At 49.5% G+C, this 25,789-nt stretch carries 19 protein-coding genes; 9 read left to right on the top strand and 10 right to left on the bottom strand.

Annotation, left to right across the window (positions count from 1 at the left end; all coding sequences use genetic code 11):
* Positions 1-959: hypothetical protein (locus HOK28_10940; GenBank protein ID MBT6433601.1), on the bottom strand; the 959-nt coding region annotated here is incomplete at its 3' end.
* An 800-nt stretch (positions 960-1,759) separates the two neighbouring features.
* Between HOK28_10940 and HOK28_10935 the strand changes: the two genes are divergently transcribed.
* Both HOK28_10935 and HOK28_10930 read left to right on the top strand, forming a co-directional pair.
* Entirely contained in the window at positions 1,760-3,517 is a 1,758-nt protein-coding gene (locus tag HOK28_10935) for a TlpA family protein disulfide reductase (protein MBT6433600.1), read from the top strand.
* A gap of 169 nt (positions 3,518-3,686) precedes the next feature.
* The gene (locus tag HOK28_10930) at positions 3,687-4,064 is read left to right on the top strand and encodes a 4-carboxymuconolactone decarboxylase (GenBank protein MBT6433599.1); all 378 of its coding nucleotides are present in this window, start codon (positions 3,687-3,689) and stop codon (positions 4,062-4,064) included.
* Between the two features lie 19 nt (positions 4,065-4,083).
* Here HOK28_10930 and HOK28_10925 read toward each other — a convergent pair whose 3' ends face one another.
* The gene (locus HOK28_10925; GenBank protein ID MBT6433598.1) at positions 4,084-5,676 is read right to left on the bottom strand and encodes a hypothetical protein; all 1,593 of its coding nucleotides are present in this window, start codon (positions 5,674-5,676) and stop codon (positions 4,084-4,086) included.
* A gap of 105 nt (positions 5,677-5,781) precedes the next feature.
* A complete protein-coding gene (pyrC, locus tag HOK28_10920) occupies positions 5,782-6,810 on the bottom strand; it encodes a dihydroorotase (protein MBT6433597.1) in 1,029 nt (342 codons plus the stop codon).
* A 459-nt stretch (positions 6,811-7,269) separates the two neighbouring features.
* On the opposite strand from pyrC, the gene HOK28_10915 reads away from it, so the two are divergent.
* The gene (locus HOK28_10915) at positions 7,270-7,512 is read left to right on the top strand and encodes a hypothetical protein (GenBank protein MBT6433596.1); all 243 of its coding nucleotides are present in this window, start codon (positions 7,270-7,272) and stop codon (positions 7,510-7,512) included.
* A 132-nt stretch (positions 7,513-7,644) separates the two neighbouring features.
* Here HOK28_10915 and HOK28_10910 read toward each other — a convergent pair whose 3' ends face one another.
* On the bottom strand, positions 7,645-8,472 hold the full coding sequence (locus HOK28_10910; protein MBT6433595.1) for a hypothetical protein: 828 nt from the start codon (positions 8,470-8,472) through the stop codon (positions 7,645-7,647).
* Positions 8,473-8,673: 201 nt separating this feature from the next.
* On the opposite strand from HOK28_10910, the gene HOK28_10905 reads away from it, so the two are divergent.
* Positions 8,674-9,819, top strand: coding sequence for a hypothetical protein (locus tag HOK28_10905; GenBank protein ID MBT6433594.1), 1,146 nt, complete (start codon positions 8,674-8,676; stop codon positions 9,817-9,819).
* On the opposite strand, the gene HOK28_10900 is transcribed toward HOK28_10905, so the two are convergent.
* The 3 genes from HOK28_10900 to HOK28_10890 form a co-directional block, all read right to left on the bottom strand.
* Positions 9,816-11,096 (bottom strand): CapA family protein, encoded by a 1,281-nt coding sequence (locus HOK28_10900; protein ID MBT6433593.1) that lies wholly within the window; start codon positions 11,094-11,096, stop codon positions 9,816-9,818. The genes HOK28_10905 and HOK28_10900 overlap by 4 nt on opposite strands.
* Before the next feature lie 129 nt (positions 11,097-11,225).
* Entirely contained in the window at positions 11,226-12,521 is a 1,296-nt protein-coding gene (locus HOK28_10895) for an alpha/beta fold hydrolase (GenBank protein ID MBT6433592.1), read from the bottom strand.
* A gap of 162 nt (positions 12,522-12,683) precedes the next feature.
* Positions 12,684-13,955: an adenylate/guanylate cyclase domain-containing protein gene (locus HOK28_10890; GenBank protein MBT6433591.1), complete on the bottom strand. Its 1,272-nt coding sequence runs from the start codon at positions 13,953-13,955 to the stop codon at positions 12,684-12,686.
* A 541-nt stretch (positions 13,956-14,496) separates the two neighbouring features.
* Here HOK28_10890 and HOK28_10885 point away from each other — a divergent pair.
* Together HOK28_10885 and HOK28_10880 are read left to right on the top strand one after the other, a co-directional pair.
* Positions 14,497-14,754, top strand: a complete 258-nt coding sequence (locus tag HOK28_10885) for a hypothetical protein (protein ID MBT6433590.1) — start codon at positions 14,497-14,499, stop codon at positions 14,752-14,754.
* 75 nt (positions 14,755-14,829) lie between these two features.
* Positions 14,830-16,143, top strand: coding sequence for a hypothetical protein (locus HOK28_10880; GenBank protein ID MBT6433589.1), 1,314 nt, complete (start codon positions 14,830-14,832; stop codon positions 16,141-16,143).
* 54 nt (positions 16,144-16,197) lie between these two features.
* Here the strand turns inward: HOK28_10880 and HOK28_10875 are convergent, their stop codons facing one another.
* On the bottom strand, positions 16,198-17,265 hold the full coding sequence (locus HOK28_10875; protein MBT6433588.1) for a hypothetical protein: 1,068 nt from the start codon (positions 17,263-17,265) through the stop codon (positions 16,198-16,200).
* 301 nt (positions 17,266-17,566) lie between these two features.
* Between HOK28_10875 and HOK28_10870 the strand changes: the two genes are divergently transcribed.
* Complete coding sequence (locus HOK28_10870; protein ID MBT6433587.1) at positions 17,567-18,769, top strand: hypothetical protein; 1,203 nt, start codon at positions 17,567-17,569, stop codon at positions 18,767-18,769.
* An 18-nt stretch (positions 18,770-18,787) separates the two neighbouring features.
* On the opposite strand, the gene HOK28_10865 is transcribed toward HOK28_10870, so the two are convergent.
* Entirely contained in the window at positions 18,788-22,366 is a 3,579-nt protein-coding gene (locus tag HOK28_10865; GenBank protein ID MBT6433586.1) for a hypothetical protein, read from the bottom strand.
* Positions 22,367-22,630: 264 nt separating this feature from the next.
* Here HOK28_10865 and HOK28_10860 point away from each other — a divergent pair, with 264 nt between their 5' ends.
* Positions 22,631-23,008 (top strand): DUF2256 and DUF3253 domain-containing protein, encoded by a 378-nt coding sequence (locus tag HOK28_10860; protein ID MBT6433585.1) that lies wholly within the window; start codon positions 22,631-22,633, stop codon positions 23,006-23,008.
* A gap of 138 nt (positions 23,009-23,146) precedes the next feature.
* The gene (locus HOK28_10855; GenBank protein MBT6433584.1) at positions 23,147-23,905 is read left to right on the top strand and encodes a hypothetical protein; all 759 of its coding nucleotides are present in this window, start codon (positions 23,147-23,149) and stop codon (positions 23,903-23,905) included.
* Between the two features lie 26 nt (positions 23,906-23,931).
* Here HOK28_10855 and HOK28_10850 read toward each other — a convergent pair whose 3' ends face one another.
* Entirely contained in the window at positions 23,932-25,179 is a 1,248-nt protein-coding gene (locus HOK28_10850) for a methyltransferase (protein ID MBT6433583.1), read from the bottom strand.
* Positions 25,180-25,789: the final 610 nt, after the last annotated feature.

Raw genomic sequence — 25,789 nt, 5'->3', positions numbered from 1 at the left:
CCATCAAGTTCAGCCATTCTTAATGGGTCATCGCCATCACCGCTTAGGATACCATCGTCTCCGGTAGGCAACATGATGGTGGCTTGCGGGTCCTCCAAAACAATACCGCTTTGCTCACCGGCAATATTGGTGGCGGCTAAAAGCACACTGAAAAATTGGTTAAGGTAAGCGATGTTGCCGGGGATAATCATGAGCCCACTGATGGGCGCAGAAAAGTCATCTTCCGATGCGCTCTCTTCAGGGCGGCTTAATGTGAAACCCGACACGCTCAAATTGGGGATATTTAAGAAGTCTAAGTCGGACTTATCCAGGATGATGGGAGCACCGCCCCCGCCTGAGCCAGCTCCACTGATTTCATTGGTTTGGCGTGGTAACGCAACTGGCAGATCAATGGAAACCTCTTCACTGTCGACCACCATGCCCACGGCAAAGTTTAGGACTGTGAAATTGTCTTCATCAATCACAATGCCTTTGTCATTGATTTCATCTGTGTCGAGTGGGCGGGACGTCACCGAGGTCACCAAGAGTTCATCTAGGACCGTCAGTTCAATGGCGGGAAGGCGCGGGTCGCGCTGAGTTAAAACGTTTCCACTGGCGCTTAACACTTTGACTGCACTTAATTGATAACTTCCCGGAACCACCAAAGGTGGTAATTCGAGATATCCACCCAAGACACCGACGACCTCTTGCGGCTCGGACATTCCCGGCCCTTGCAGTTGAGCCGACACGCGAAGGGATGAATCATCCAGTGGACTTACCACCACCAAACGAAGTGGGATATTTTTAAGAGTGCTGGCTTCGTATTGAATGCCTGGTTCATCCTCGCGGGCATCGAGATCGATGGAGGCTGCGCGGACTAGAACCTGGGTTTCGGCCAAATAAGATTGCGCCACACTGGCCACTCCCAAGAGTGAAACCACTGCCAGCAGGCAAAACCATTTTATTCTTGCGGCACTCACGCAACGTCTCCTTCAAAAACGAATCCAGCCATTCGTTTTAGATTCGGTTTGTTCACGTCGTAAGGACCGTGGTTCACCAGCAAAGCATTCGGCAACATGGATAGAGCACAACCTGTGAGCAGGAGGCCCCAAACCAGATAAAAGTATAACGAAGGCCTTTGCGATGGTAGCGAGATCACCGCTCCTATGACACTTGGGACCATGGTCAGCAATGTAGTACTTTGACACACGCAAACACACCCGTCAGTAAAGGTAAGGCGCGACAACCACCCCTTAAATAGGGCCGACCGAGACGCACTTAGGCAAAAACAATGACTGAAATCCAAACATCCAAGGCTCTTCGGGGGAGGGTTGCCTTCAGGATGAAACAGCTAGAATTCAAGTGTGCCCCGCTCTTCCGACTTATTTCGGCTAGCACGGTGCATCGTGAGCGGACTTACTGAAAACAAATCAGCGTTACAAGTTGGATTTGGACCTTCTATTTATTTCTTTAACAGGCAGTGTGATCTGCATCACATAAATGGGTCGAGCGCTGCGTCAAAAGAACGTGTGCACCAAACATCTTCGGGGCAAATGCCAAGAGGGCTTCCGCCAAAACGATCTTTAAGAGCGGCCAGCATGCGTTGAAATCAGCTCAGTGCTGCTTACCCAAAGCCTTTGAGCCGCTGCTTAACGCCAGACCCGTCAATCGCATAAACTTGTTTGGGCAATTTTCAAATCGTGCTTTATTAAGACCACTTTCACATATTCAAGTGTGGCTACCACACGATTCCTTCAACTTTTGTGATCTGGAAACCCCTATGAAGAACACAAGTTCAAACCATAAGTTTATTATTTGTCTCTTCCCTCTTTGGTTGCTCGTCGGCTGCGCTCCCGCAATACAAGTCAACGAGATTCCAGCCACACCAGAACCGGCCGCCAAGATGACAACGGTCCACGGCACGGTGCTTGGTCACGATGGGCAGCCTATTCCAATCGCCCACGTGCGCGGTGGAGACAGTTGGCTCGCCGTCAGCTCAGACGGAACCTACTCCATCGACCTGCCTCAAAACCGCCTGGTCTCGCTCAAGTTTAGAGGTCTGATGCATGCTTCTTACACCGTCAGTGTTCTGACCACTGAAGATGATATTCCATTGGCGGTTCAACTCAGCACCTACAAGCTGGCAGAGTCGCCCAAAAAAGTTGAGCTTGTAGTGATGGAGAAATCAAGAGACGAATCGGGCGATCTCTTAGGCTATCAAGAATCCAAGCGTATCCCGATGGCACAAAATAAAGACGGGCAATGGTCGGCCGAGGCTCCAGTCGAAGGTGGGCAGCTTATCTACAAGATTGCGGGCGCTCGAGAAAAGTCGAAAAGCACTTTAGCGGGAATCTCTGCCTCTTCCTTTCTTCACGAAGAAACGTCCGGTTACCTAAGCGCTTTAAAATCAACAGGCACGAAGCAAACCGTTGTCTTTGATCCCACGAAGGTTCCAACCTCTGATAAAAGCGCATCTATGACCTTTGCCCACAATGAAACAGCGTCAGCACAAATCGCGGCGCTGCATCGTGAGATGAAAGATTACTCCAGCAAGTTTTGGAAAGCGCGAAGAGCTTCTAAGAATGGTGAGGCCAAAAAGAAAAAGAGCAGCGAAGAAAAGCGAAGCGTTTACCAATGGCAAACACGCATTCAAAAACGGCTCGACAGGCCCGGCGCCATAAACCCGCACTTAAGGCATGCCCTTCTTTTATCTTATTTCAATCTCCCGTCTTATTTCCTAGAAGACGAAGGCGGCCCCACCAAGCTAACGCCGAGCCTGTGGATGGAAGAGCTCGTAAACACGATGAAACCAAGCTCTCCCCTTTGGGGCTTTTCCAGCAGCACCAACCGCATGATTGGGGAAAGCGTGAGTGCCGCATTCTTTGATGACATCGCTAAGCAAACACAGGACCCAGAAATCGCAGCTCAGATAGCTTTTCGTAATCTTCAATCGGCGGCCACCTACAAGTTTAAAGAGCAACAAAAACGATACTTTGAAAAACTCGAAACAACCTTAGCAAAAACCCCAACGGGTAAACGCTTTCAAAAAAAGAAAGAGCGGTATCAACCAGACCACCCTTTTAAAAAGGGAAAACCTGTACCCACTTTCTCATTAGCATCATTTGAAAAACCTGAAGTCAAGATATCGCCCAAGCAGTACATGGGCTCTCACCTCTTGATTGAAGTTTGGGGAACGTGGTGCGGGCCATGTATTGCGGATATGGGAAAACTTCACGACATTCATAAAGAGCTTTCTCCTAAAGGCTTAAAAATGCTGAGCATCGCAGTTTTTGATGAGGAAGAGAAAGTCACCAAGCACCGTCAAGAATGGCCCATGCCTTGGGACCATGCGGTTCTAGACCAAGAAGGAAGCGACAGGCTCATGGGGATATTTCAGGCAATGGGTGTCCCCAGCTACATCCTGGTTGGCCCTGATGGCAATGTGCTAGAAAAAGGCTTTGCCTGGCGTTCCAATATGAAAGAGATACTTCGAGATTATTTGGTTAAAAACGATTCAGCTCCGAGTTCGGAAAAGTAGAATTCTAAAGTCCAGATTTACTTACCACCACCAGACAAAGCGGCCATTGCAACTTCTTGTTTAGCTGGCTATCTTGGCCACGTTCCAGCCGCCGCCAATATTTGGCGACAGTGTATGGCTTTAAAAATAAGACTAGAACTCACTCCTAAACCAACGAAGTGGATTTATAATGGGTATTAAAGAACAGAACGAGGGTGAAGCCATTCGCCGCGAGGTTATGGGTACGGCGCATGTGGATAACTCACTGGGCAACGCTACTGATTTTGACATGCCGCTCCAAGAAGCCACCATGGAGCATGCCTGGGGCGCTGTATGGACCCGTGAAGGCCTAGACCGCAAAACTCGTAGTATTGTCACTGTATCCATGCTCATCGCTCTAGGAGCTCACGGTGCTTTAAAGGGTCACGTTCGCGGTGCGCTCACCAATGGCGTGACCCAAGAAGAGATTCGCGAGATCATCATGCACTCTGCGGCTTATTGCGGATACCCTGCGGCCCTGGCAGCGATGAAGGTCGCTAAAGAAGTGATTGCGGCGCATCAGGGGTAGATTCGTTTGCTTGATACCCTCAAGCGCGAACTAGGTCGCTGGCCTTTTCACCAATCATGATGGCGGGCGCGTTGGTGTTGCCACCTACAATCTTAGGCATGACCGATGCATCTGCCACGCGCAGGCCTTCAATGCCATGGACGCGAAGCTCTGGGTCAACCACGGCCATATCATCAACGCCCATTTTGCAGGTTCCAACGGGGTGGTAAAGAGTGCAGGCCCAATCGCGAATATCGCGGCGCAGGTCGTCGTCGCTGATGTTTGGATTGGCGCCCAACCGGTTTGGTGCACTTAGATCATGACGAACCGCGGATGATTCCATAATTTGATGCCCCATTCTCACACCGCGCATCAATGTTTCGATGTCTTCATCGTCGGTTAAATAATTCGGTTCAATGCGCGGGGCCACAACCGGGTTTGGCGAAATGATTGAAACCTCCCCGACACTCTTTGGGTAAAGCAAAGTCGGCAGCACGCAGCACCCACGGCCTTTCGGCTCATAATTCACGTTGTCGAGTGGCTCATCACTCGCAGCTGTGGCCGTGAAGTGAAATTGCAAATCAGGAATTTCTGCCCCGGCATGGGTTCGAACGAAACCACCGCCTTGGCATGGCGTGGCGGAGAGCGGGCCTTTTTTGGTAATGAGATACTGCCCCAGCCATTTTGCCATGTTTAAAGGATTTACCGAAACAGTAGCATCCGTTTTCACATCCCGGCATACCGTTGCAAACATATGGTCTTGAAGGTTTTTACCCACACCCGGTAAATCGTGAACCACATCGATATCAACATTACGAAGCTGTTCGACGGGACCGATACCCGACCTAAGTAAAATCTGCGGCGACCCAATCGCTCCTCCACATAGGACGATTTCACCTTGGACATAGGCTACTTGCTCTTGGGCATCTGCGCGGTAACGAACCCCTACAGCCTTCTTGTCTTCAATAATCAGGTTGTTAACCATCGCCTGCTGAATCACCGTGAGGTTTCCACGGGTCATAGCAGGGTCTAAATAGGCCATTGCAGTGCTACAACGTTGACCATCCCGAATGGTGAGTTGATAAGTGCCTACCCCTTCTCTATCGGGGGTATTAAAGTCTCTAGATACGGGTGTATCCAGTACCTGCGCTGCACCCTCAATCAACTGTTTCATAATAGGAGCCGGCTCTGCAACATCGGTAACATCGAGAGGACCGCCCTGACCATGGTACGGACCGCCCAAGCGTTCATTTTTTTCAGCGCGGACAAAGTATGGCAGTACGTCCTCGTAGCCCCACCCAGGATTTCCCAAATCGCGCCACGCGTTGTAATCGTTTTGGTGGCCACGGATATAAATCATGTAGTTCAAGCAGCTTGTACCGCCAAGAACTCGGCCACGTGGCCAGAAATGTACACGCCCGTTTAACCCAGGCTGGCGTGTCGTATAGAAAGCCCAATCGTGCTTCGTGCGCCAGAGCTTACTTACCATACCTGGCGTAGAAATAGGTAACGTGCGGTGTGAGCCACCGGCCTCCAGTAAGAGCACTTTACAATGGGGATCTTCGCTCAAGCGACCTGCAACCGCAGCTCCCGCTGAGCCTCCGCCCACCACAATATAATCGTACGTATTCATCACCACTCCCTACCGGCTTTAGGAGTAACACCCTGCCATAGTGAGTTGGATGATTCAAACGTAGCTGCCCATTAGATGTAGGACATAGAGAGATGCCAAAGACGCTTAGACAACCCGCCAAGTAAGCGTTTCATTGGCCATCAATGGAGTCAGTGGCTCATTGCCAAGCATATAGTGATCTGGAACCTGCCACTCACTTTTTTCAAGTGTGATGGTGTCGGTATTGCGAGGCAACCCATAAAAATCCGGGCCATAAAAACTGGCAAATCCTTCTAGCTTATCAAGTGCATCAGCTTCTTCGAACGCCATGGCATACATCACGATGGCACCGAACCCAGTATAACAACCCGCACAACCACAGCTGGTCTCTTTGGTGCCGGTCGTATGGGGAGCGCTGTCTGTGCCCAGAAAAAACTTTGGGCTGCCACTGGTTGCAGCCTTAATCAGCGCCTGCTGATCCTCACTTCGCTTAAGAATCGGTAAACAATAATAATGAGGCCGAATTCCCCCAACGAGCATGTGGTTTCGATTGAAAAGCAGGTGTTGCGGCGTAATCGTTGCCGCAAGGTTATCGGGACCTTCTTCTACAAAACGTACCGATTCTTTGGTCGTAATATGTTCCAGAACAACCTTGAGTGTGGGGAAACTTTTCACGATATCTTCAAGGTACGTCCCCAAAAATTTTTCCTCACGGTCGAAGATATCCACCTTCGCGTCAGTGACTTCCCCGTGCACCAGTAGCTTCAGCCCCCGCTCCGCCATGGTCTTAAACACAGGATAAAGCCCACGAATATCGGTTACGCCGGAATCGGAATTGGTCGTTGCACCTGCAGGATAAACCTTCACTGCGTGCACCACGCCAGAATCCGCAGCACGGTGAATTTCCTCACTCGTCGTTTTATCGGTCAGATACAATGTCATCAGTGGCTCAAAGCTACTTCCCTCAGGAAGGTGACTCAGAATTCTTTTATGGTAAGCCTGAGCAAGCTCCGTAGTGGTCACGGGCGGCTTGAGATTTGGCATGGCCACTGCTCGCGCCATCGTGGCTGCAGTTTGCGGAACGGTAAGGACCATGGCATCGCCATCGCGAAAGTGAATATGCCAGTCGTCAGGTCGTGTGAGCGTAAGTTTCATGATGCGGGACTTTACCTGATCCCGAGAAAAGTTGCCAGGAGGGGTCTAAGCACTCCGGCAAATGCATACTCAAAAATTCACCTCTTAAGCAATTACAAAGGGTTTCGCGATCCGGCTGTAGCATCAGAGCAAAACCGCCATCTACAACGGCTAGGTACTTGCTCTATCCGATGCTCTATTCTTGCGTCCCAAACTTTCCCCAGCACAAAAAACAGTTCATTAATGATTGAACTGAGTGTCGAATTTACCGCTAAAATGCAGAAATGGGTCGAAAAAAACTCCTAAAATCAATGGGATTCGATAATTACAATACAGAAACTTAATGTACCATTATCATTCTCTTTATGCTTCCACCAACCAGAGTAGCAGGAGCTCTTTGGGGTTTAAAACTGGTTACGGCCTCGACAGGCAAGTCGAGAATCCTGCTTGAGGCCAAAACTTAAAATTGGGGGGAAATTGATGATTAAGAAGTTACTTATTGCAGGATGCTTGGTTTTTGCTTGTGCGTTGATTGGTTGCGGCGATGAGGATGGCGACAGCTCAGCGAACAGCGGCGGCGATACCTCAAGTGAAACTTCAAGCGAGACGAGCACAAGCTGTTCATCTGAATACAGCTGTATGAATGGCGAATGTGAATGCGCCAATGGCGACTCATGCGCCGATGAGGCGGCCTGCGAGGAAGACTGCGAAGTGTGTGAGTAAGTCGTAAATGACTCATTATTAAGGGCGATGGTTTGTTACCATCGCCCTTTTTTTTTACGACTCTTAAATGAAACTTATTCGGAGTCTCTTAAAAATTCATTCTAAGACTACCGCTTCGTCAACAACCGACCATCAGCCATCATCATTTTGAGCCCTGTGGAAGTTCAACATCTCCGGCATCGGCACTTCCTGCTCGTGGGCCGCTATCTTTTGACGCGGTTTTCTTTTTGAGATGTTGCCATAGAGGTCATCGGGTACCCGAATAGCTTTATTGTTATCTCCCTTTGTACCAAGCTGCTGAAGCCGCTTCATTTTCTGAACCGAGAGATTACTTCCGTGTAAATTCAACACCTCGAGTTCTTCGAGTTCAACCTTTTCTTGCATCGAAAGTGTACTCACGTCGGCTATAGGAACAGCTGGTATATTCGGCGGATTTACGGCATCCAACTGCTTTTGCTCGGCCAATTTTAAAAGGACAGACATGTCGCCCAGAAACTCTTTCCACCCCGCCCTCACCTCTGCGGATGTGGGTACAGTCGACATATAAGTTGCCAGCCGACAAACCTTTGCATAATTCGCAGCTTTACCCTCACCCAAGAGATCCATAATTTTGTCGGCAAAATCTTGCTGATGGCGAGAGAACTCTTTGACTTCTTCGAGTCTCTGCTTGCGCTTAGACACTTCCATTTCGACCTGCGCCTTGGACCAGGCGTGCATTTTGTCTTGATGAATAAAATACTGCTGGCATGCAAATGCCACCGCTCCGCCTACAACCGCTCCAACACACCACTGTATGAACCTGTTCTTTTCTTTTTTGTGTTCGAGTTCAATTTCACGCAAACGAATGATGTTGTCTGCAGTATATTTGGTATCGGTGATTTCGGGGATATCTAAATCGGGAGTCTCAAAAGGATTACCAATATCGTCGCCCATCGCATCATTTTTATCATTATGGTTCATAGAAATCTCCTGGCGCGGACTCTAATCATTAAACCGTTAACCTACAACCTTCGCTGGCCGCTCAAGATATGACCGATGGGATAAAACTGAGGGTCCGTCGAGTGCCAAGTTTCAACCATACCTCCCCGAGCTTACATAGGAGCACATCACAAAAATCGCACGAAGGCTTGTACATGACCATGATTTACGAGGACACTCATCATGACGAAAGAGAAGTCCATGACGTTTGAATCTCCAGCATTTGCCGAGGATGAAATACTCAGGCAGAGCCCGGGCCTGCCGAAAGTCATAAGTACGTCTGCAGGAAGGTCCACAAGCGATTTCTTGGCTCAAGTGGAAGAAAACAAAACTGAGCTCCGTAAACAACTCGCGAGCCACGGCGCGCTCTTGTTTCGCAAATGCGGCGTGAAAACTACCGAAGACTTTCACCAGCTTCTTAGCAGTCTCAAAATAGAACCATGCGACCCCAATCACTATTACGGCGAAGTGATGCGAGCTGCCACCGGGGACAATGTCATGGAACCTACACTGGTACCGCCAGACCTGGTTATTGCTCCCCATAACGAAAGCGCCTTCTGGTATAAGCAACCTGAGTACATCTCCTTTTTCTGCCAAGAGACCAACGCACTTGCTGGCCAAACCCCTATCATTGACTGTGCTAAAGTAGCCGCCGATTTCTCTCCTGAACTGCGCGAAAAATTACTGCAGTCTTCAGCCGTCAACGAATATGTGTTTGATGATTTGCATTCGAACAAGACCTTGGTGAAAGGTCAAAAACGAAACACGTGGCAAGTGGCTTTTCAAACCAGTGAACGGGATGCCGTGGAAGCTATTGCAGCAGAGCGATACGATGTTGAGCTTTTGTGGCGAAAAAGCGGCGCGCTTCATGTGAAGATTAAGTCGGCAGTATTCGCTAACCATCCCACCACTGGGGAGCTCTGCTTTCGAGCCATGCGCGCCTTTGATTTTGCCAACGTCAAATACATGCTTGAAGAGTTTGCCAAAGACCAAATGCCTTATCACAAGTACCTCTCGTCCAAGAGCATCATTGGACTCAGTTCCTGGCTCACCGGCAACAATCTGATTGAACATCAAAAGTATTCTTGGAAGACAACTATTGAAAACGGTCCCGAGTTAACTCCAGAAGAATGCGCCAGCGTAACCCACACCCTCTTTAAACACGCTACCATTTTCCGTTGGCACCCCGAAGACGTCCTGGTGATAGACAACGTAAAAGCTGCTCACGGGCGGCTTAACGTAGATGCAAAGCGCGTGATTCATGTGTTTATGAGCAAGTACATCGATCAGAAAACAATCATGGTGCCTGCGGCTGAAGTCACTCCCTAAGGCAAGCGCCACCCCGAGCCAAGATGACCATCGAGACGCTCGGACTCCTGCGCTAAATCCTCTTCATCCAGATACTCGTCCGTTGGCAGTACACGAACGGGCTCATACCTCACACTGGTGGGTGTCCAGCCCATTCCCGTTACCTCTCCCGCGCTTAAACTTACCTTCGCTACAATGCCCGTCTCAAACTCTGGGCGGCTTTTAAGATCGGCCGTAAAGTTACCGAGGCTATAAAAGACAGCTGCCCTACGTGCACGGCCATCCGCTGTTTGAATAGAGCATGTACCGACGCCAGGCACCTGGTCCGGATAGTTTACCCAGCATATTTCGGCAGGCTGAACCACATGAGGCCCCTGGCCTACGATGACATCTGCGCCCATGGCCACCATGCGACGCGCAAGCTGCATAAAATGAGGCTCTGGATAATACTCATACTCAAATCCCCAATGCACTAAGAGTACAATGTATTCGGCGCCCCGCTCACGCATGGCTGTGATATGAGCTTCCATGGAGCTTAAATCGATGTCTTCACCGATATGGCCAAAAGGAATGATAAAGAGGTCATGGGTAGAAACGTCTTCTCGTCCATTGAGTCCCCAGGCGTAAGATAGAAAACCAATCTTACTCTCTTTAACGGTCACCAGTGCATGCTCATTAAGCCCTGTGGTTTCCATTCCGCGGTTCAAGGCCTCTCGCTTCGTTGCTGAGATAGCGTCATCCCCTACGTCATAGGAGTGATTGTTGTTCAGTTGTAAAAGGTCGAAGGGAAGTCCGTCGAGCATTTCCACCGGTGCGTTAAACCTCGGAGGCGCTCCCGAATTTTGCACGGGGTGATCTGGCGAGGTCGGCGTTTCTAAGTTTGCCACTCGGTAATCAGCGTTCACCACATCAATAACCGCATCTGCAAAATTCGCGTGGTTGTCTGATATCGGCAGTATATCCCCCACAAATGAAATCACGACTCCCTCGCCCAGTGCGGGCAGATCGGCTTGCACCGTTGAAAAGTGCTGCGAAACATCGGGTGATGTTGTCGTATAATAAGACAAAAGTTTCTCAAGATAATAGGCACTGCGGGTAGCGTCGTCGAAACCCCAGTCCTCGGTTTCCCATCGGCCGTCTACAAAATCTGGCCGGTCAGGGTCCGGTGTATATACCCAGGGAAACGTCTCAGCTTGCTCTGGCCAAGCATCAAACCCAGTGGGTGAGCAGCCCAAGATTGCGACCGCTAAAAAGGTAATAAAAAGAGTCGGCAACAATCGTTTTGTTTGGAACATCATGGATAAACGGTAGCACCAAATCCCTGGGTGATCCCAGGGAAATCAAAGTCTTCCTGAGGTGGTAGAATCACATACAAGCGCTTAAACTAGATGAGAAGTAGAGTGAACTTAATAAACGGTTATCCTCGCTTAAAGAGGCCGAGTTTCTTCGATAGCATCCGCCATGACAATCAAGCGGTCGACAATACGCTCACCGTCCATGCGCAAGCCATTGTGCTCATACTCATTGGTCATCCATGCTTTAGCGTTGGGCATCTCGGATAGAGTCTCACGTGAATAATCAAATTCCACGTACATGTCTTCTACATAAACCGCGGCCGTGACGGGCACAGTGTTACACGCGAGCTGCTGCGCATCATAGAGCCGCGGCCAATCTGATTTCTCCGCCAACATATCCGCCGCCTCTTTCAATGGCTGCAGCGTTTCAAGCTGGTCAAACATCCAGGGGTAAACCATCTCCCCGGTAAAGCAGAAATCTTCCCCTGAAACATAACTGCACTGAGGAAACTTTTCGCGAACGCGGTGAGCCGACCAATTCGATGCATCTTCTTGGCAATAAATAGATTCGTGTAAAATCGCGTAGATGGGGTTGGTAAGATACGACTGCTCCGCAAGCATCGCATTTAGAAAACTGTAGCTCAGCGTTGGCTTCCCATCCACATCTACAAAGGCGCTTTCCAGAAGGTAGTACAGAGCCAACCCGCCATCACTGCGGCCCAGGTTGATACCAATCAGCTGGAATTGCTCAACGGTAAAGTGCTGACCATTGGGCAGGAGCACCTTGTTGTTGACGAGGTACTCGGCAATTTGATTACACATTCCCTGCGCTGTGGGGAATTCGTGGAAGAACTGCTTCATCTTGTCCATCACGCGCTGATAAGTGGCCCCATAAACATCATCGGCATGACGCTTGATCGATGGAATACCACCTGTGATGTAGGCACGTGAAAGGCTCTCTGGATAAAACGATAAGTAATGCAAAGCGCAAAACCCACCAAAGCTTTGGCCCAGAAGCGCCCACTTCTTAATCTTGAGCTTTTCGCGAATCGCTTCGGCATCACGCACGATATTGTCGGCCCGGAAATGACTTAAGTATGCAACCTGTTCTGCTGGTGATTTACTCGCTAAGGTTTGGTGGCTGATCACAGTGCTCGACCCGGTACCACGCTGATCCAAAAGCAACACCCGATACTTTTTCAAAACACGCTTGAGCCAAGCGCTGCTGCTGCTTGGCCGTGGCGATGGAAACCCGGGGCCACCTTGCAGGTAAACCAACCAAGGTAAGTCTTCTTCTTTTTTATCTTTTGCAACCACCTCACGAGCAAACACGCTGACTGTTTCGCCACCTTGCTCGGCATAATTCAGCGGCAACTCAAACTGGTGTTGGCGGTAAAACTGGTCATCAACGTAAAAGCACTCTTCCATGAAATATCCTTTTCAGGGTCCACCCGGACGCGTTCGTCCGGGGTGTCTAACACAGCCATCCAAGGTAAATGAACAGATTTCGACCTTTTGGTTCTAAAAATCAACGCCGGAATGGGTCCAACCCACCGTGGCACAAGTTTTGAAATAGAAGTCTTAAAGTATTTAGCTAGCCAAGATTTTGAATAATGGGATCTCTGTTTGAATGCCCTTGAGTTTGAAATTCCCGACCGCTTCAGTATTCAGGTCATGGTCAAGCAGGTCTCTTATAACTTCTGATATGTAGCTTTGACCCGGCTCACAAACTGTCTCTATTCTTGAGGCTAGATTCACGCTCGGACCAATTGCAGTGTAGTCCACTCGCTGCTCAGAACCAAAGTTGCCCACAACAGCTTGGCCTTGATGAATCCCAATACGCATCGCTACTTCAGGGATATCACGCTCGGCCCACTTTTGATTCACTCCAACCATGGCCGTTTGCATTGCAAGCGCACATTGAACTGCGTTATTGGCTTGCTCCCGAGCGTCCATCTCCACTGGCGAACCAAAAATAACCATGATGGCATCGCCGATGAATTTATCGATGGTACCCGAGTTCGAAAATATCGTTTCATTCATCGCACTGAGATAATCATTTAGAAATTCAGATACTGTTTCAGCACCCTGCTCCTCACTTATCTTCGTGAACCCGGAGAGATCGCTAAAGAGCACTGTAACTGTTTTGCTATGCGGCTGCGTATCCATGGATATTTTACCATCGAATATGTCGTTGATGAGCTCTGGCGGCAGATAACGGCTCAACACTTGTTCCCGAATTTCCTGATTGAGTAGCTGAATTTGCTTGTTCTTCGCCTTGAGTTGAAGCTCTCTTCTTAAGAGACCTTCACTGAATCGATTGCCGAAATAAAACGACCCTGACAAATGAACAAATGCATGACCTACCAGGCCCCAACAGAGCCAAGCCCCTAAACTGTTAAGAGGCTGCAGCTCTACAAGCGCATAAGGCCAAACGAAAACCCCAAGTAAATAAACGCCGACTGGAAAGACCGCTTTACGCATACCCCGGAGTACGATGCTATCGCCGAGCTGCACTGCCAAGAAAAGTAAAATGAGAACATCCCATTGGCCCGACACCGCTACCAAATAGCCGAGAAATAATCCGTCGAATGAGAACCACTTTGAAAATGACTCGAGCGGGTATCTCGCCCTCATGGACAAATAAGTGCTGAGGGGAGCAGCCACCACGAGTGTGCCCACGTAAACAATGCATTCAAGAACGGGACGAGCCTGTACAACTAAGAGGCCGGCGCCCAATGCTGCGAAAGTAAGGTAGCCAATCCAACGAATCGTCGATACCCAGCGCAGCAGGTCTCGGGAGTACCGCGGAAAATTGGTTGGCCGATTCGCCAATCTTTCTATGGCCTTATACAATGACATGATTCATGTGAGTTTCGCCTCTTGAGCACTTCAGGTCAAAATTATCAACAATGCCTCACTCGGGACCGAGGCTCGCTTCCGTGTGACGTGAAACACTACCCTATCCACTTAAATAAGTGGCCCAAATACAGAGCTATCCCACGGACTTAGTCCAAGCCGATTTGTGGCTTGCCAATGGGCAACGAATAGAGTCGTTCAAGCGTGGAGAGCAGGCAAAAAAATGACTCATCGAAGCATGGCAATTCCCTCAAGTTCGAGGCCGATTTTTGATCCAAAACGTACTTCAATCTAACCGATGAGAAGCACTCTTGTTTTGGAGCGGAGAGTCAATATTCCTTGGACGCTGCTCTAGAATTTAACCGAATGACCGGAAAAAACACTTGGCACTCCGCCCGCTTTCGTAGAAAGTGAAAGTTCGCTCAGCGCAGAATCATTCTCACTGGCGACACCAAAAAATCATAAATTCTCAAAACAGGACTGACTCGTTCCTCTCGGGTATGGGTACGCCTGCGTTGTAGAATTCACACAATCGAAGTGAATCATGCAGACCAGCCAGATGGAACGAGTGGATTGTTATATCCAAATATTACGAGAGCATAGGCCCAAGAAATTCAGTGTGGCGCTCTTACACGAGTATATGCCGCCCGGGCTTTCCTGCTCAGAGCGCACCATTCAACGCGACCTTAAAAAACTTATTCAGGGCGAAATGGCCAAGGAGCTACAATTGCGCTGGGGGAAAGGTCCATACTGGATTGCGTTGCCAAAGCATCAACCTTCACTCACCAAGATCAGTGCGTAAATCATCCGACAACACCTGTCGCGACGGCCATCTCAGACTCTTCAACTTTAAATCATCCAATGCTTAATTCATAAGATGCAAGCACTAGAGATAACCATTGAAAAAGTCCTTTATCGAATCGAGCTACCAGAATTTCGAATTTACAAAATAGATATCGAAGTCGAGGAGACCGTTAGAAACCTTGACGACAAAAAACTAGAGAGCCACCCTGAACTTAGGTTTGAACACTATCCCAGTTTTCCTTTCACACCTCACCAGTTGGCGGGGCTGGCTCAATCGCACGGCGAAAAGCTAGAGATAGATCCTAAAATTTATAGGTATGGTCTCCCATTACGTAACGTAGGCACCTGGTACAGCGAAGTACCTGCAGACGTACAGCGGTTTTTGCTCTCGGGGGCCGTCACCCAGGAAAACTTTCTTTATATGCTCTGCTTTTTTATGTGGGCACCGGAGCCGTTGCGCCAAGCGAACCCGGCGTTGATTCTCCTATTGGCGAAGCGTCATATTCACGATTCGAATAAGATAGACCGAAAAACCTTCTATGGTGGATGGGTTCATCCCTTTACCGCAGATTTGGTTCGCAATTTGTACTTCAAGGCTCCTCGCAAGTTGGCCGCACTTGCCCTCCAAAGAGACACCGACAATCCCTATGTATTAATCCCTCCATCACGCGCCCGCATCAATGCCTTCAGTAAGCTTGAAGTAGCGGCAGCCCAAATCGGTCAAAAGATTCGCACCTCTTCATTCCGCTTTTATTTAAGTTCCGATATCTACAGCGATGTTATCCAAAAGCTTTGTCATTTCCCTGGCAAGCTGCCACTCGCTGCCCTACCAGAAGTCGCCTATTTTCCAAGCCTTTTGGATCATCCCTTGTATCGTAAGCTGCATGCCCCAGGGATTCGCGAGCAATTGCCGCACTTTTACAAACTTTGGCGAGAGCTTCGCGAGAGCAGTCAGCTATCGGAAAAAAGTATTTCTAGCTGGCCCAAATTTAGAACCCTTGAGCAAATGGAGCAATGTGTCGAACGGTTCCAAGCCAAAATGAAACTATCTCTTGAGCATATTCATGTGGACCTATTGGCGATTAATCCAACGGCCAAGGAGCTTCGTAAACAAGGTTACTCAAACTGCATTACAGATGAATATTCCCATCACTATCAAAATTATAAGAAGCGGTTGGATGAAGGTCTCGGTTTCGCGCTGCGAATCGATATCGAAGGCACTGAATACTTGGCCGATTTTGCTTGGTACGATTCTGGTAAAATTTCTATTCGCGACCTCGCCAGTAAACATCGAGGTGAATTTAAACACAGCCGAGCCGCGGCGCGCTGGATCGTCAAGAACAATCTGGAACCTCTCTACCGAAAATTATGTGCTCGGAAAGAATAAGTCATATTGTTAGAGATTCGAATGACCGAAAACACCACTGCACTGGACACGTTTTCATCGAGTAATGCTGATTTTATCTGCTGCTTTAAGTTCGTAACCTAGAGCCACAATCATGGGACAGCCAAATGCCTCAGCCAATGTCCACGCTTTCTGCTGTACTTCTAGAATAGGTGTCTCAGATTTCAGCACGCTAAACAGTGGCATCGTATGCTCACCAAAATACAGCGTCGCACTGTAGGTGCTTTGTTTTCGATTTTCGGCCTGCATGGATGTAACGAAGACCGCCGCCACCGCATCTAAAGGTAATTCCTTCGTGCTAAGCTTAGACAAGCTACGCCACCGATAAGTCATCGTTTGACGCTCAACATCAATCTTCAACTGAGAGAATTTTCGTAACAATCCTATCCCAATATAAAAACAAACCGAGGCTGGTACCGCAATCATCAATGCCAAAAGATAATTCGTAGGTTCTGTAAGCCAAAACAAAACCAAAATCATTCCAATGCCAATTGGGAGTCGGCCTGTCTTATCAGGTAAGTCTTCAAAGAAATGAGTTAAGTCAGCTCCCTCGGGCCTTTGCTGAGTCGCGGGGTAAATGTCTATCAGGTCGACAGGTTCTAACTCTTCAAATGGAACATCCAAAAGCATGGCCAAGTGCGGCCCGAGCTGCATCACTCTGGGTATCATTGGTTCAGCACCTGAAAATATCTCAAATACCTCGCCTTGGGACTCAAGGTTAAGACCTGCGGTAGTGTTAGTCGTAAACCGCGCAGATTTCATCCAGGGGCGTATCACGCCGCCGCCCGAGGCCTTCCAAATTTTATCCGTTTTCCAAAACCCAAATCTGCCGGTCACATGAATTTGCTTGGAGTCTCGCCTCACCCAGGTTTCGTGCCAATTGTTGAGGAAGCAGAATCCACCGAAGAGGGCAATAAGCATGATAACACAACCTATCGCCATAGCGACCGGGTGGCCGACTTCTTCGCCACTTAAAAAAGACGAGATAAATCCATGAAGCGGAACCAGGCCTATGCTTAAGGCTAAAGCGCCGAAGCCTTTCGAGAGCCATCTCCTATCGACAAAACCAATCGAACCGTCTTCCAATCGAACTATCTTCATCATGTACTCCCACCATCACTCTGCCCTCTTATACAGCCGGGGAAGTTATGCAGCGGCGCCTAGCACGCGGACAAGAGAGGGTAAAGGTGAAGGTATGAGGTGAAAGGCATCCAGGCACACTTAACTTTCTAGACGACATGCCGAGCAACGAATACAAAATAATCGCGAGGCCTCGAATGCATCACGTTAAGTTACCTTGCCCTACAATTAACCACCCCAAAAACCCTGCACCGTGGCGATTGTTGTTGCGGACTCCAAGCACGCTATCTACACTAATATAACTAAACTATGCCGGGGTTGATTTATGTTGTACCGCCTATCTCTCGTACTCGTTTGTTTTTCCCTTACTGCTTGTTTTGGTGCCGAAGCCACGGTTCAATTTGAAACAAACACCACGGCAAAAACCATGGATAATTTGGAGCTAGGCGACGGTGGTTGCATTACCAACTGGGTTGCCGATGGTTGGTGCGATTTTGGTAATAACCGAGAAGAATGTTCATGGGATGGCGGAGACTGTTGCCCATCAACTTGCCCAGAGGATGCTCAATACTCATGCGGTGATTACGCATGGGATTGTCAGGAGCCTTCAGCATGCGAAAACACCGGTGATTGTGAACCCGCACCAGAACCGGACGACGCGAATTCGGAAGAGCAATGGTGTGAACAGTTCCCTGAATTTTGCGACGATATCGACGACTGTGAACAGTTTCCGGAAATATGTAACAACAACGGCGGTTCTTGGGGTTCTGAATCAGAGTGTATCGACTACTGGAACTCGGATGGATGGTGCGACCCCGAAAATAATTCAGAAGTATGCGGCTGGGATGGCGGAGACTGCTGCCCGTCCACCTGTGAAGATACAGAGTTTATTTGCGGCGACTACGGGTGGTATTGTGAAGACCCGGCCGCCTGCGAGAACACCGGGGAATGCGACCCCGTTGAAAATGGTCAAGGCGATTCCTACGATTACCCTGATTCAGGATGCATCGATAACTGGGTAGCTGATGGCTGGTGTGACCCTGAAAACAATAACGAAGAATGTGGCTGGGATGGTGGAGATTGCTGCTCATCAACATGCGAAGATTCTGATTACATCTGTGGGCATTACGGATGGGATTGCGAAGACCCTACTGCCTGTGAGAATACCGGAGAATGCGACCCTACAGAGAATACTGACTCTGACTCGGAACCAAACAACTCATTCGATGAGTGGTGCGAACAATTCCCTGAAATCTGCGATACCATTGATGACTGCGAACAATTCCCTGAAGAGTGCGGCGACAATGGCAATTCGGGCGACGTAGCTGAGTCGGATTGTTCTGATTACTGGAGCGGTGATGGGTGGTGTGATCCTAGCAACAACACCGAGACATGTGGCTGGGATGGCGGTGATTGTTGCGCATCAACCTGTCCTGAGAGCGCCCAATTTATTTGCGGCAATTTCAGTTATGAATGCCAAGATCCGGAAGCGTGTGAAAACAACGGTGGCTGCGACCCAGCACCCTAACCAACGACTCTGAGCTCTCTATTGTGCGGCCGACAATCCTCGCCAAACAATGTTCTTTGCAGCTGTTGCCCTAGCACCTTCCAAGCCGAGGTCACTTGCTTCATTGCCGGTAATATCTCCGCCAACTCTTGCTACCGCATCATTGAGACCCGCTTCTGTGGCATCACCGCCAACACTCGTAAGCCCCGCTCCCATTCCATATTGCCACGTATCGTGGTCACCGAGGGAATTTAGAAGCGCCTTAGGATAGGCGGCTACCCCGCGTGTAACGGTGTTGTTCACGGTTGAGGCCAAAACTCTCCCCTCTACTGTATTCTTCAGAAAGTCCGCACCTAAATCGTTGATAAGTTTTTCTTGGCCCGCAGCCCTCACAGCATCTGCACTTAAGCCTGCAGCATCACTTCCAAGAATATCCTTGCCCGCGCTTAAAAGCTCGTTGTCTGAGTAGGACACTCCATTTTTCGCAGCGATGTTCTGACCGATTCCTATTCTAAGTTGCATGAGCGTGCTCTCAGCGGCAATCGCACCGATATTCCAGGCCGCAGTTCCAATGCTCCAGCCCTCTGCCCCGCCACCTGCCTTATCCGCCGCTTCCTTGAGAAGCTTCTTGATTGCAGATGGTAAGTCACGCTCCCAAAGTGAGTCATCTAATAAAGTCGCAGATACTCCGGTTACTGCAGAATAGGTCATGCCTTTCGCCGCACCAAATGCAATGCCGGTGCCGAACTGATGAGCGAAACTCTGTCCCATATACTCAGCACCTTTGGCCATCACAACGCCCCGCGCAGCCTCATCAATAGCAGCCTGGGACGCTGTAGCACCCGCATCACCAAGTGCCTGCTGCCCCAGAGCCATCATTCCCTGGGCGGAGACATCTACGCCCTCACCCGCCAGAACCTCTTTACCAACAAAGGCGGTTAGCTCATTACCCAAAGCACCAATGGCATACATGGCTGCGCCCCCCGCGGCACCTGTCCCAAGGTCATAAGCCCCATCGTATCCGACGATGTTATACGAATCGCCCTGCACCAGCATCCGCCCCGCAACTTTCGTGGCACCAGTCGTTGCGGCTATCACAGCCAAGGCTGCCGGCGCCGACATACCTCCCGTAGCCGCTACCGAAGTCGCGGCCGCTGTCAAAGTCGCCACCGTGGCTACCTTGTTTGCAATATCGTCTTTAACCTCTACATAATCCTCGGTTGCCTTATCTACGCAGTGGCGAGCAACCTCCATCTCAGGAACAATCGCGGACCGCGCCATCTCGCCGCCAGCCTGATAGGCAAGTCTGGGCAAGCGCTTAAATTCGCGAACTTGGTGGTCCAGAATTGTCCCTTTATGGGAAAACAAGTCGACAATACCGTCGCTGATCTGAGACCGGATTGAGCCCGAACCCCGCTCCCTGGCCACCCTGTATTCAAGTTGGTCAATTCTTTCCCGAATACTCTGAGGTTTGGGCATCAGTAAGTCTTCGGCCTTAAAGAATTCACGGCGTTTCATACAGCTCTTGAGGTCGTCCACGAGATGACTGCCTCGCTTGGCTTGATAGCTGTCGAGAAGGGTCTCGCGCCCCTCGAAATCTAAGCCATCCAATAAGCTAAGGATATAATCTTCACTGGTTCGCAGACCATCAATCGCATAATACAATTTATCGTGAAGCGGCATACCACCGTTCTCAATATGCTCAAGCACACGCTCCAAAGGCTTGTTGCTGCCTAACCAGGAAGCGGCCTTCGTTTTTATTTGCGCAATCAACGCCTCGTCTTCACGAATCACCTTCAATTCATCCGAAGTTGCAGCGTCCAGTGCATTGTAGATATTACGGCGATGAATCCCAAAGCCCTCCAATGCACACCGGATTTTATCGGCCGGCGTGAGATCGCCATGCTTCAGTCTTAATTGAATCTCAAGCTTTGTAGATGAACTCAGAGTGAAGCCATCCATTGCGCGGCTTAAATCCTCACCCCATTCGCGTTGGTAATCCTCAGCCAAAGTAGCGCGTTCCTCAGGCGTTGCATCCGCCAAAGCTGCAATCATCTCATCACCATCACTGCGTGCTCTGAAACCATGAGCTGCGTAATAAATACGGTCCGCGGGGCTTAGCTTACCCCGTTCTAGAACACGCTTGAGCTTGGCACCTCTCTGCCCCCAAAATTCGTGCTCTATGGCGTATTCGATATCTTGCTTGAAGATTTCCCTATATTGCGTCTTAAGGCTTGCCCGCTCCTCGTCGCTAAGGCCCTCTAATACCTCGCGCGCCTTTGTGAAATCTGCTCCAAGCCCTCGCATCGTGCGATGAAACTCGTGAGCCGGGCTTAGCTTACCATCGGGATTGGCTGGGTCTAAAACCAACTGGATGTCCTTAAATGCTCCTCCAGAAAGATTTCGATAAAGAGCGTCGCTTAAGTCTCCGTACTTGCGATTGAATCGCTCAACAATCACTTGGCGTTCTTCATGAGTCTTGCCGGCAAATTGTGCCTCGACTGTTTTGGGATCTGTCCCGTAACCCAGAACACCAAAGCTCAGATAGCCCTTGCCCATAATCGCCAGCTTTATTTCGTCTTCAGGATGGAGGGTTCCATTTTCCAGTAACGCCTTGGCTTCAACATAATCACGAGGACCCAGGTTCTCCCGAAGGTCGTCTACCAGAGCCGTCCCATAATAATCCTTATAGTCGGTCTCCAAGCTCTCGAGTTCCTTCAATCGACCGGCATCACCCAATCGCTGAATCGTCCCCTTTATCATCTCGCCATCGGTCATCCAACCGCTCATGGCCGCCTTGATCGAATCGGCAGGCTCTATCCGCCCCCTCTTGAAAACTGCTTGTGCATAAACCTTCTGTTTACCGGAATGCTCATTTTCAATGTCTGTTTCAAGTTCTCGTCCTGCCACTGTTCTGTATTGGTGTGCAATTTCCTTCAGCTCGGTTCCCGACTTTCCATAGAGAACGTCCAAGACCCCTTTGTGGTCTGTGCCCGCACCATCCATCGCCATATGCAATAGCGTGGCATCCCGAACATCCGCCTGCGAATTCTCACCCATCAAATAAAGCTTGGCTTTTCTCAACTCCTTGACGCCAAGAGATTTCTCTAGGGCTGTCGACAAAGTCATACCGCCAGAAAGCTTCTCGTAAGACGACGACATGAGATTAATTTCCGAAACCGTTCGGTTTTCGAGCACTCTGAAAATCTCAGCGCTTTGAGTGATATGGCCAGGGCGTGCAAGCCCGCCCATCGACGCAAACAAACGAGCAGCTGCCCCTTTCGTTGTAAGCTTCGGGTCCTCGCCCATTAACGTAATCTCAGGCGATACGGAAACCACGAGGTCAACTGGAATGCTGGGAGCTTGATGCGTCTGTGTTGATGGTTCGGGTCGAAGAGGATTGCGGCTATTTTGAGAGACGCTAGGTTCAGGATGAGTGAAGCCAGAGTTCGGGGCTGACGTTACCGGAGAGGAATTCTGTGAGGCTTTCGAGTAAGAATCTCGAACCTTAATCTCCGGGGACTGCGCCGCTGAAGAATCATCTAACTGATTCTCGTACTTGGCAATCATGTCTGCGACCGTGCGACTTGCCCCGGTCGACGTGCCGACTTTTACCATCTAACACCCCTTTGCCCCGATAGAGAGGCTACAAAGAGATTAAGCGGGAACGCTCCGGGTTACAACAGACTCTGAACCACAGGTTACCAGCGAGGACAGCTTTAAACGGGCCTCAACGCTGAAAAGCTTGTTCTATCAATACAGTACAAAGCTAGACCTAGTCTAAGCCATGCCATGGCCTCGCCGACTTGTACAAGGCCACAACCGTACCCACTCTAAATTAAGAGCTTGGCGTGAGCCTTCATCCGGAGACGATACGAACCCATGGCATCCCGTAAAGACCTTCCCGAAAAAGATTGCGTCACCTGCGGTCGCCCGTTTCAATGGCGTAAAAAGTGGGAAAAGAACTGGGCCAGCGTTCGCTACTGTAGCCGAGCTTGCAAACGCGGTGTTACTTCTACCGACAAACGAATCGAGTGCGCAGTGATGGACCTTCTCGAAAAAAGCCCCAAAGGTTCAAGTCTCTGCCCATCAGAAGTCGCTCGTAAAATGAACCCTGAATCCTGGCGGGATCTAGTTGAACCAGCTCGCCGAGCAGCTCGGCGGCTGGCAAGCCGAGGCCTCGTTGAAATCACCCAGGGCGGCAAGCCAATTGAACAACTCAATTTCAAAGGCGTTATACATTTACGACTAAAATCATAAGTCGGTGGCGTTCAGGCGGCCAGAAGCGTCTTCAAAAGCCTCCAAATTATTCAAAACTAAAAATAGATAAAGACGCGAAAAAAAGTTACTCAAGTTGCAAATAAGCGTAACCAACTTCTTTTCATTGGGAGCTCTCAAGTGAACGCTAATGATGTCCAAAAATTCATATCTGATCCCGTAAATTTCTTGGGTGATAAGCAAATCGCTTTTCCCGGCAACGACACCACCGATGGCAGCATGCAAGAATTCACAATTCCATCGCCGCGTATGCCGACTGGCCACGCAAACCGATATGAACCCGTACCATTTTTCAGGTACACCCCGGCGGCGGCGGCGAAAGACCTCTACTTTATCACTGAGATCACAGGGAATTATACAGTCGCGGAAAACCCTGGCGGTACCAGTCACTCTATGGTCCGAGGGACCTATTTATCTTGGTCCAGTGGTCGTGGCCTAGTAACGGATTTAGTGCCCAGTGATGCGACATTCTTTATGACCGCCGCTATCGACGGATGCTGTGTGCTGGCTGACGGCGACCCGTCACAGCCATCTGTGTATCACATCAATATGACGCCACCTGAAACCGACGCAGCCTGGCACGGCGCAGGTGACAGGGCCTTCAAAATCCCAATTTGGAAAGACTATTACGAATCGGTCGCCAAGGCACTTCACGCCGCCGGAAAAATAAGCGCGACACCATCGATATGCGACCCCTACTACTACATGCACCTTTGGCAAGCCGGCGGTCCTTCGAGAGTGTTTGGTGTTAAACGAGGCGGTAACTGGACCTTCTACCTCAATGTTCTTAACCAGGAGACAATCAAGGCAGAGACCGTAGAGATATTCCCCAACAGAGACATGAACATCAAGAGAGCCTTATCGGGTCTCACCGGGTAAGTTGAAGTGTGCATGGCCACGAACAATCAAATTGGCTGATGTAAAACCAAACCTGTGGTGCCATTAAGAAGTTCATACAAAGGTGAAATCTCGGTAATAAAAGACGCATACTGCTCTGCATTCGGGTTTGCGCCTACGTGTTCTGCGCAAATTGCGAAGAGATTCCGTACGCCATCAATAGACCGAAGAAATGATTCACGGGCTGGAGTCAGGTCCAAAGCTTGCTCAAGATGAACTGCTCCCAAACTCAACCCTAACTTCCCCGTCTCCTGGATTCGATTGGCCAACGAACCACCGCGCACGGAGAGAAGTTCAGGAACTGCTCCTGGTTTTTTAAGATTCAACGGTTCTGGATGCTCATCTTCTGCTCGCACTGCAAAAAAACTCTGCTTCGAGATAAATCCAGTACACAATTCGGTGAACGCATACTGGCTGATTTTATCCATGCCCTTCACCCGTTCCATCACCACAGGATCTGTAACAAAGAAATCGGGTTTATAGAGAAGCGGCGGCACAAATTCGCTGATGGTCAGCCCAGCAGCCTTAACCAAATTGACACAGCCATTCACACGATACGCTTGGTCACAGGTATGAAGAAACCGGTCGACAATTTCAATATCGTCAAGCTCATGTTTAAACTGCTGCTCGTTGTTTTTAACCAGCCAATTAGAATGGGGTAACGATGGTAACAACCGGCGCGCCACCTTCACTTGTTTGTCCATAGCGTCGTCGCCACAAAGCATGCGTAGCATGTCCTGGGCATGATAGACCCCTATACGACCAAGCTCACCGTAAACCATAACACCCAATGCCCCGCCCGGTGCCATCACCGATGCGAGCGCTTTGCTACCGGCTTCGGGCTCTTCAAGGTGATGCAGAACACCCGAACAATTGATGTAATCGAATAATCCAAGATCCATACTCGCCACATCCAAAAGAGAGCCAGTATGAAAAGTAATGTTGTTTAAACCAACGGCCTTAGCACGGCTATGAGCCGTTTCGCGAGATGCAGTGGAAAGGTCAACGTAAACCACTTCACCTGGAATGCCACGATCTTGCATTTGCTTGGCCAAAGCAGTGGAGGCATCGCCGGTGCCGCCACCCGCAACCAACACCCGAAAAGGCTTGGTCCAATCACGCGCCCCGCCCCACACAAAGTGGTTGAGTACTTCCAACTCCTCAAGGGGGCCAAAGCTATCAAGCTCTTCTTGCTGGTCTGAGCGACGTGCTGGGTAGGGATAGGCTTCGTATTGGCCTTTGACAACATTTTCCATAGACACACCTTAGAACGGAAGTTAGCGGAAAGCCATTTGAGCCCCATCATAAACCCAGTCATTCATTTGGGCGGGGCAAATCCTGAAAGATGACAGGCGCTTAGTCAGACCCTGATTTCCTCCAGAAGGACACATGCCAGGAATCTATACACTCTACATCTTCTTGGACCTCCAAACTACGCAACATTTAAGCCAACCTCGTATGGTGATCAGTCGTTTCCCGCACGGCAGAACAGCTGGACAATTCCTAAACTGAGACATTATTGATAATCGAAAAAAATTATTCTCGTGTTTCGATTTGATAAAAAAATATTCAGCGAAGACAAATGGTCCTATGTGACGCCCCAACGAACCCACCCATAAGCTCCCAAAAAACGTCAATGGGATTCAACTCGATGTCCCTGCTCAAGTCCATGACGCCAGCGCTCGATTCGCACAACCAAGTTATCTTTCGACCCAGACTGCTGTAGATTTGAGTGTCAGATAACGAATTATGTTCCCGTTTAAGTTCACTTCACTGATTTATCACTTTAGAAACTCATGAATTCAAAATCGGAAATATAAAATTCCTCAATACAAAAATGAAAAGGGCTTCTCTAGACGGTCCTTT

The organism is Deltaproteobacteria bacterium, from assembly GCA_018668695.1.
Classification (GTDB): Bacteria; Myxococcota; XYA12-FULL-58-9; order XYA12-FULL-58-9; family JABJBS01; genus JABJBS01.
This window is presented reverse-complemented; position numbering and strand designations above follow the sequence as displayed.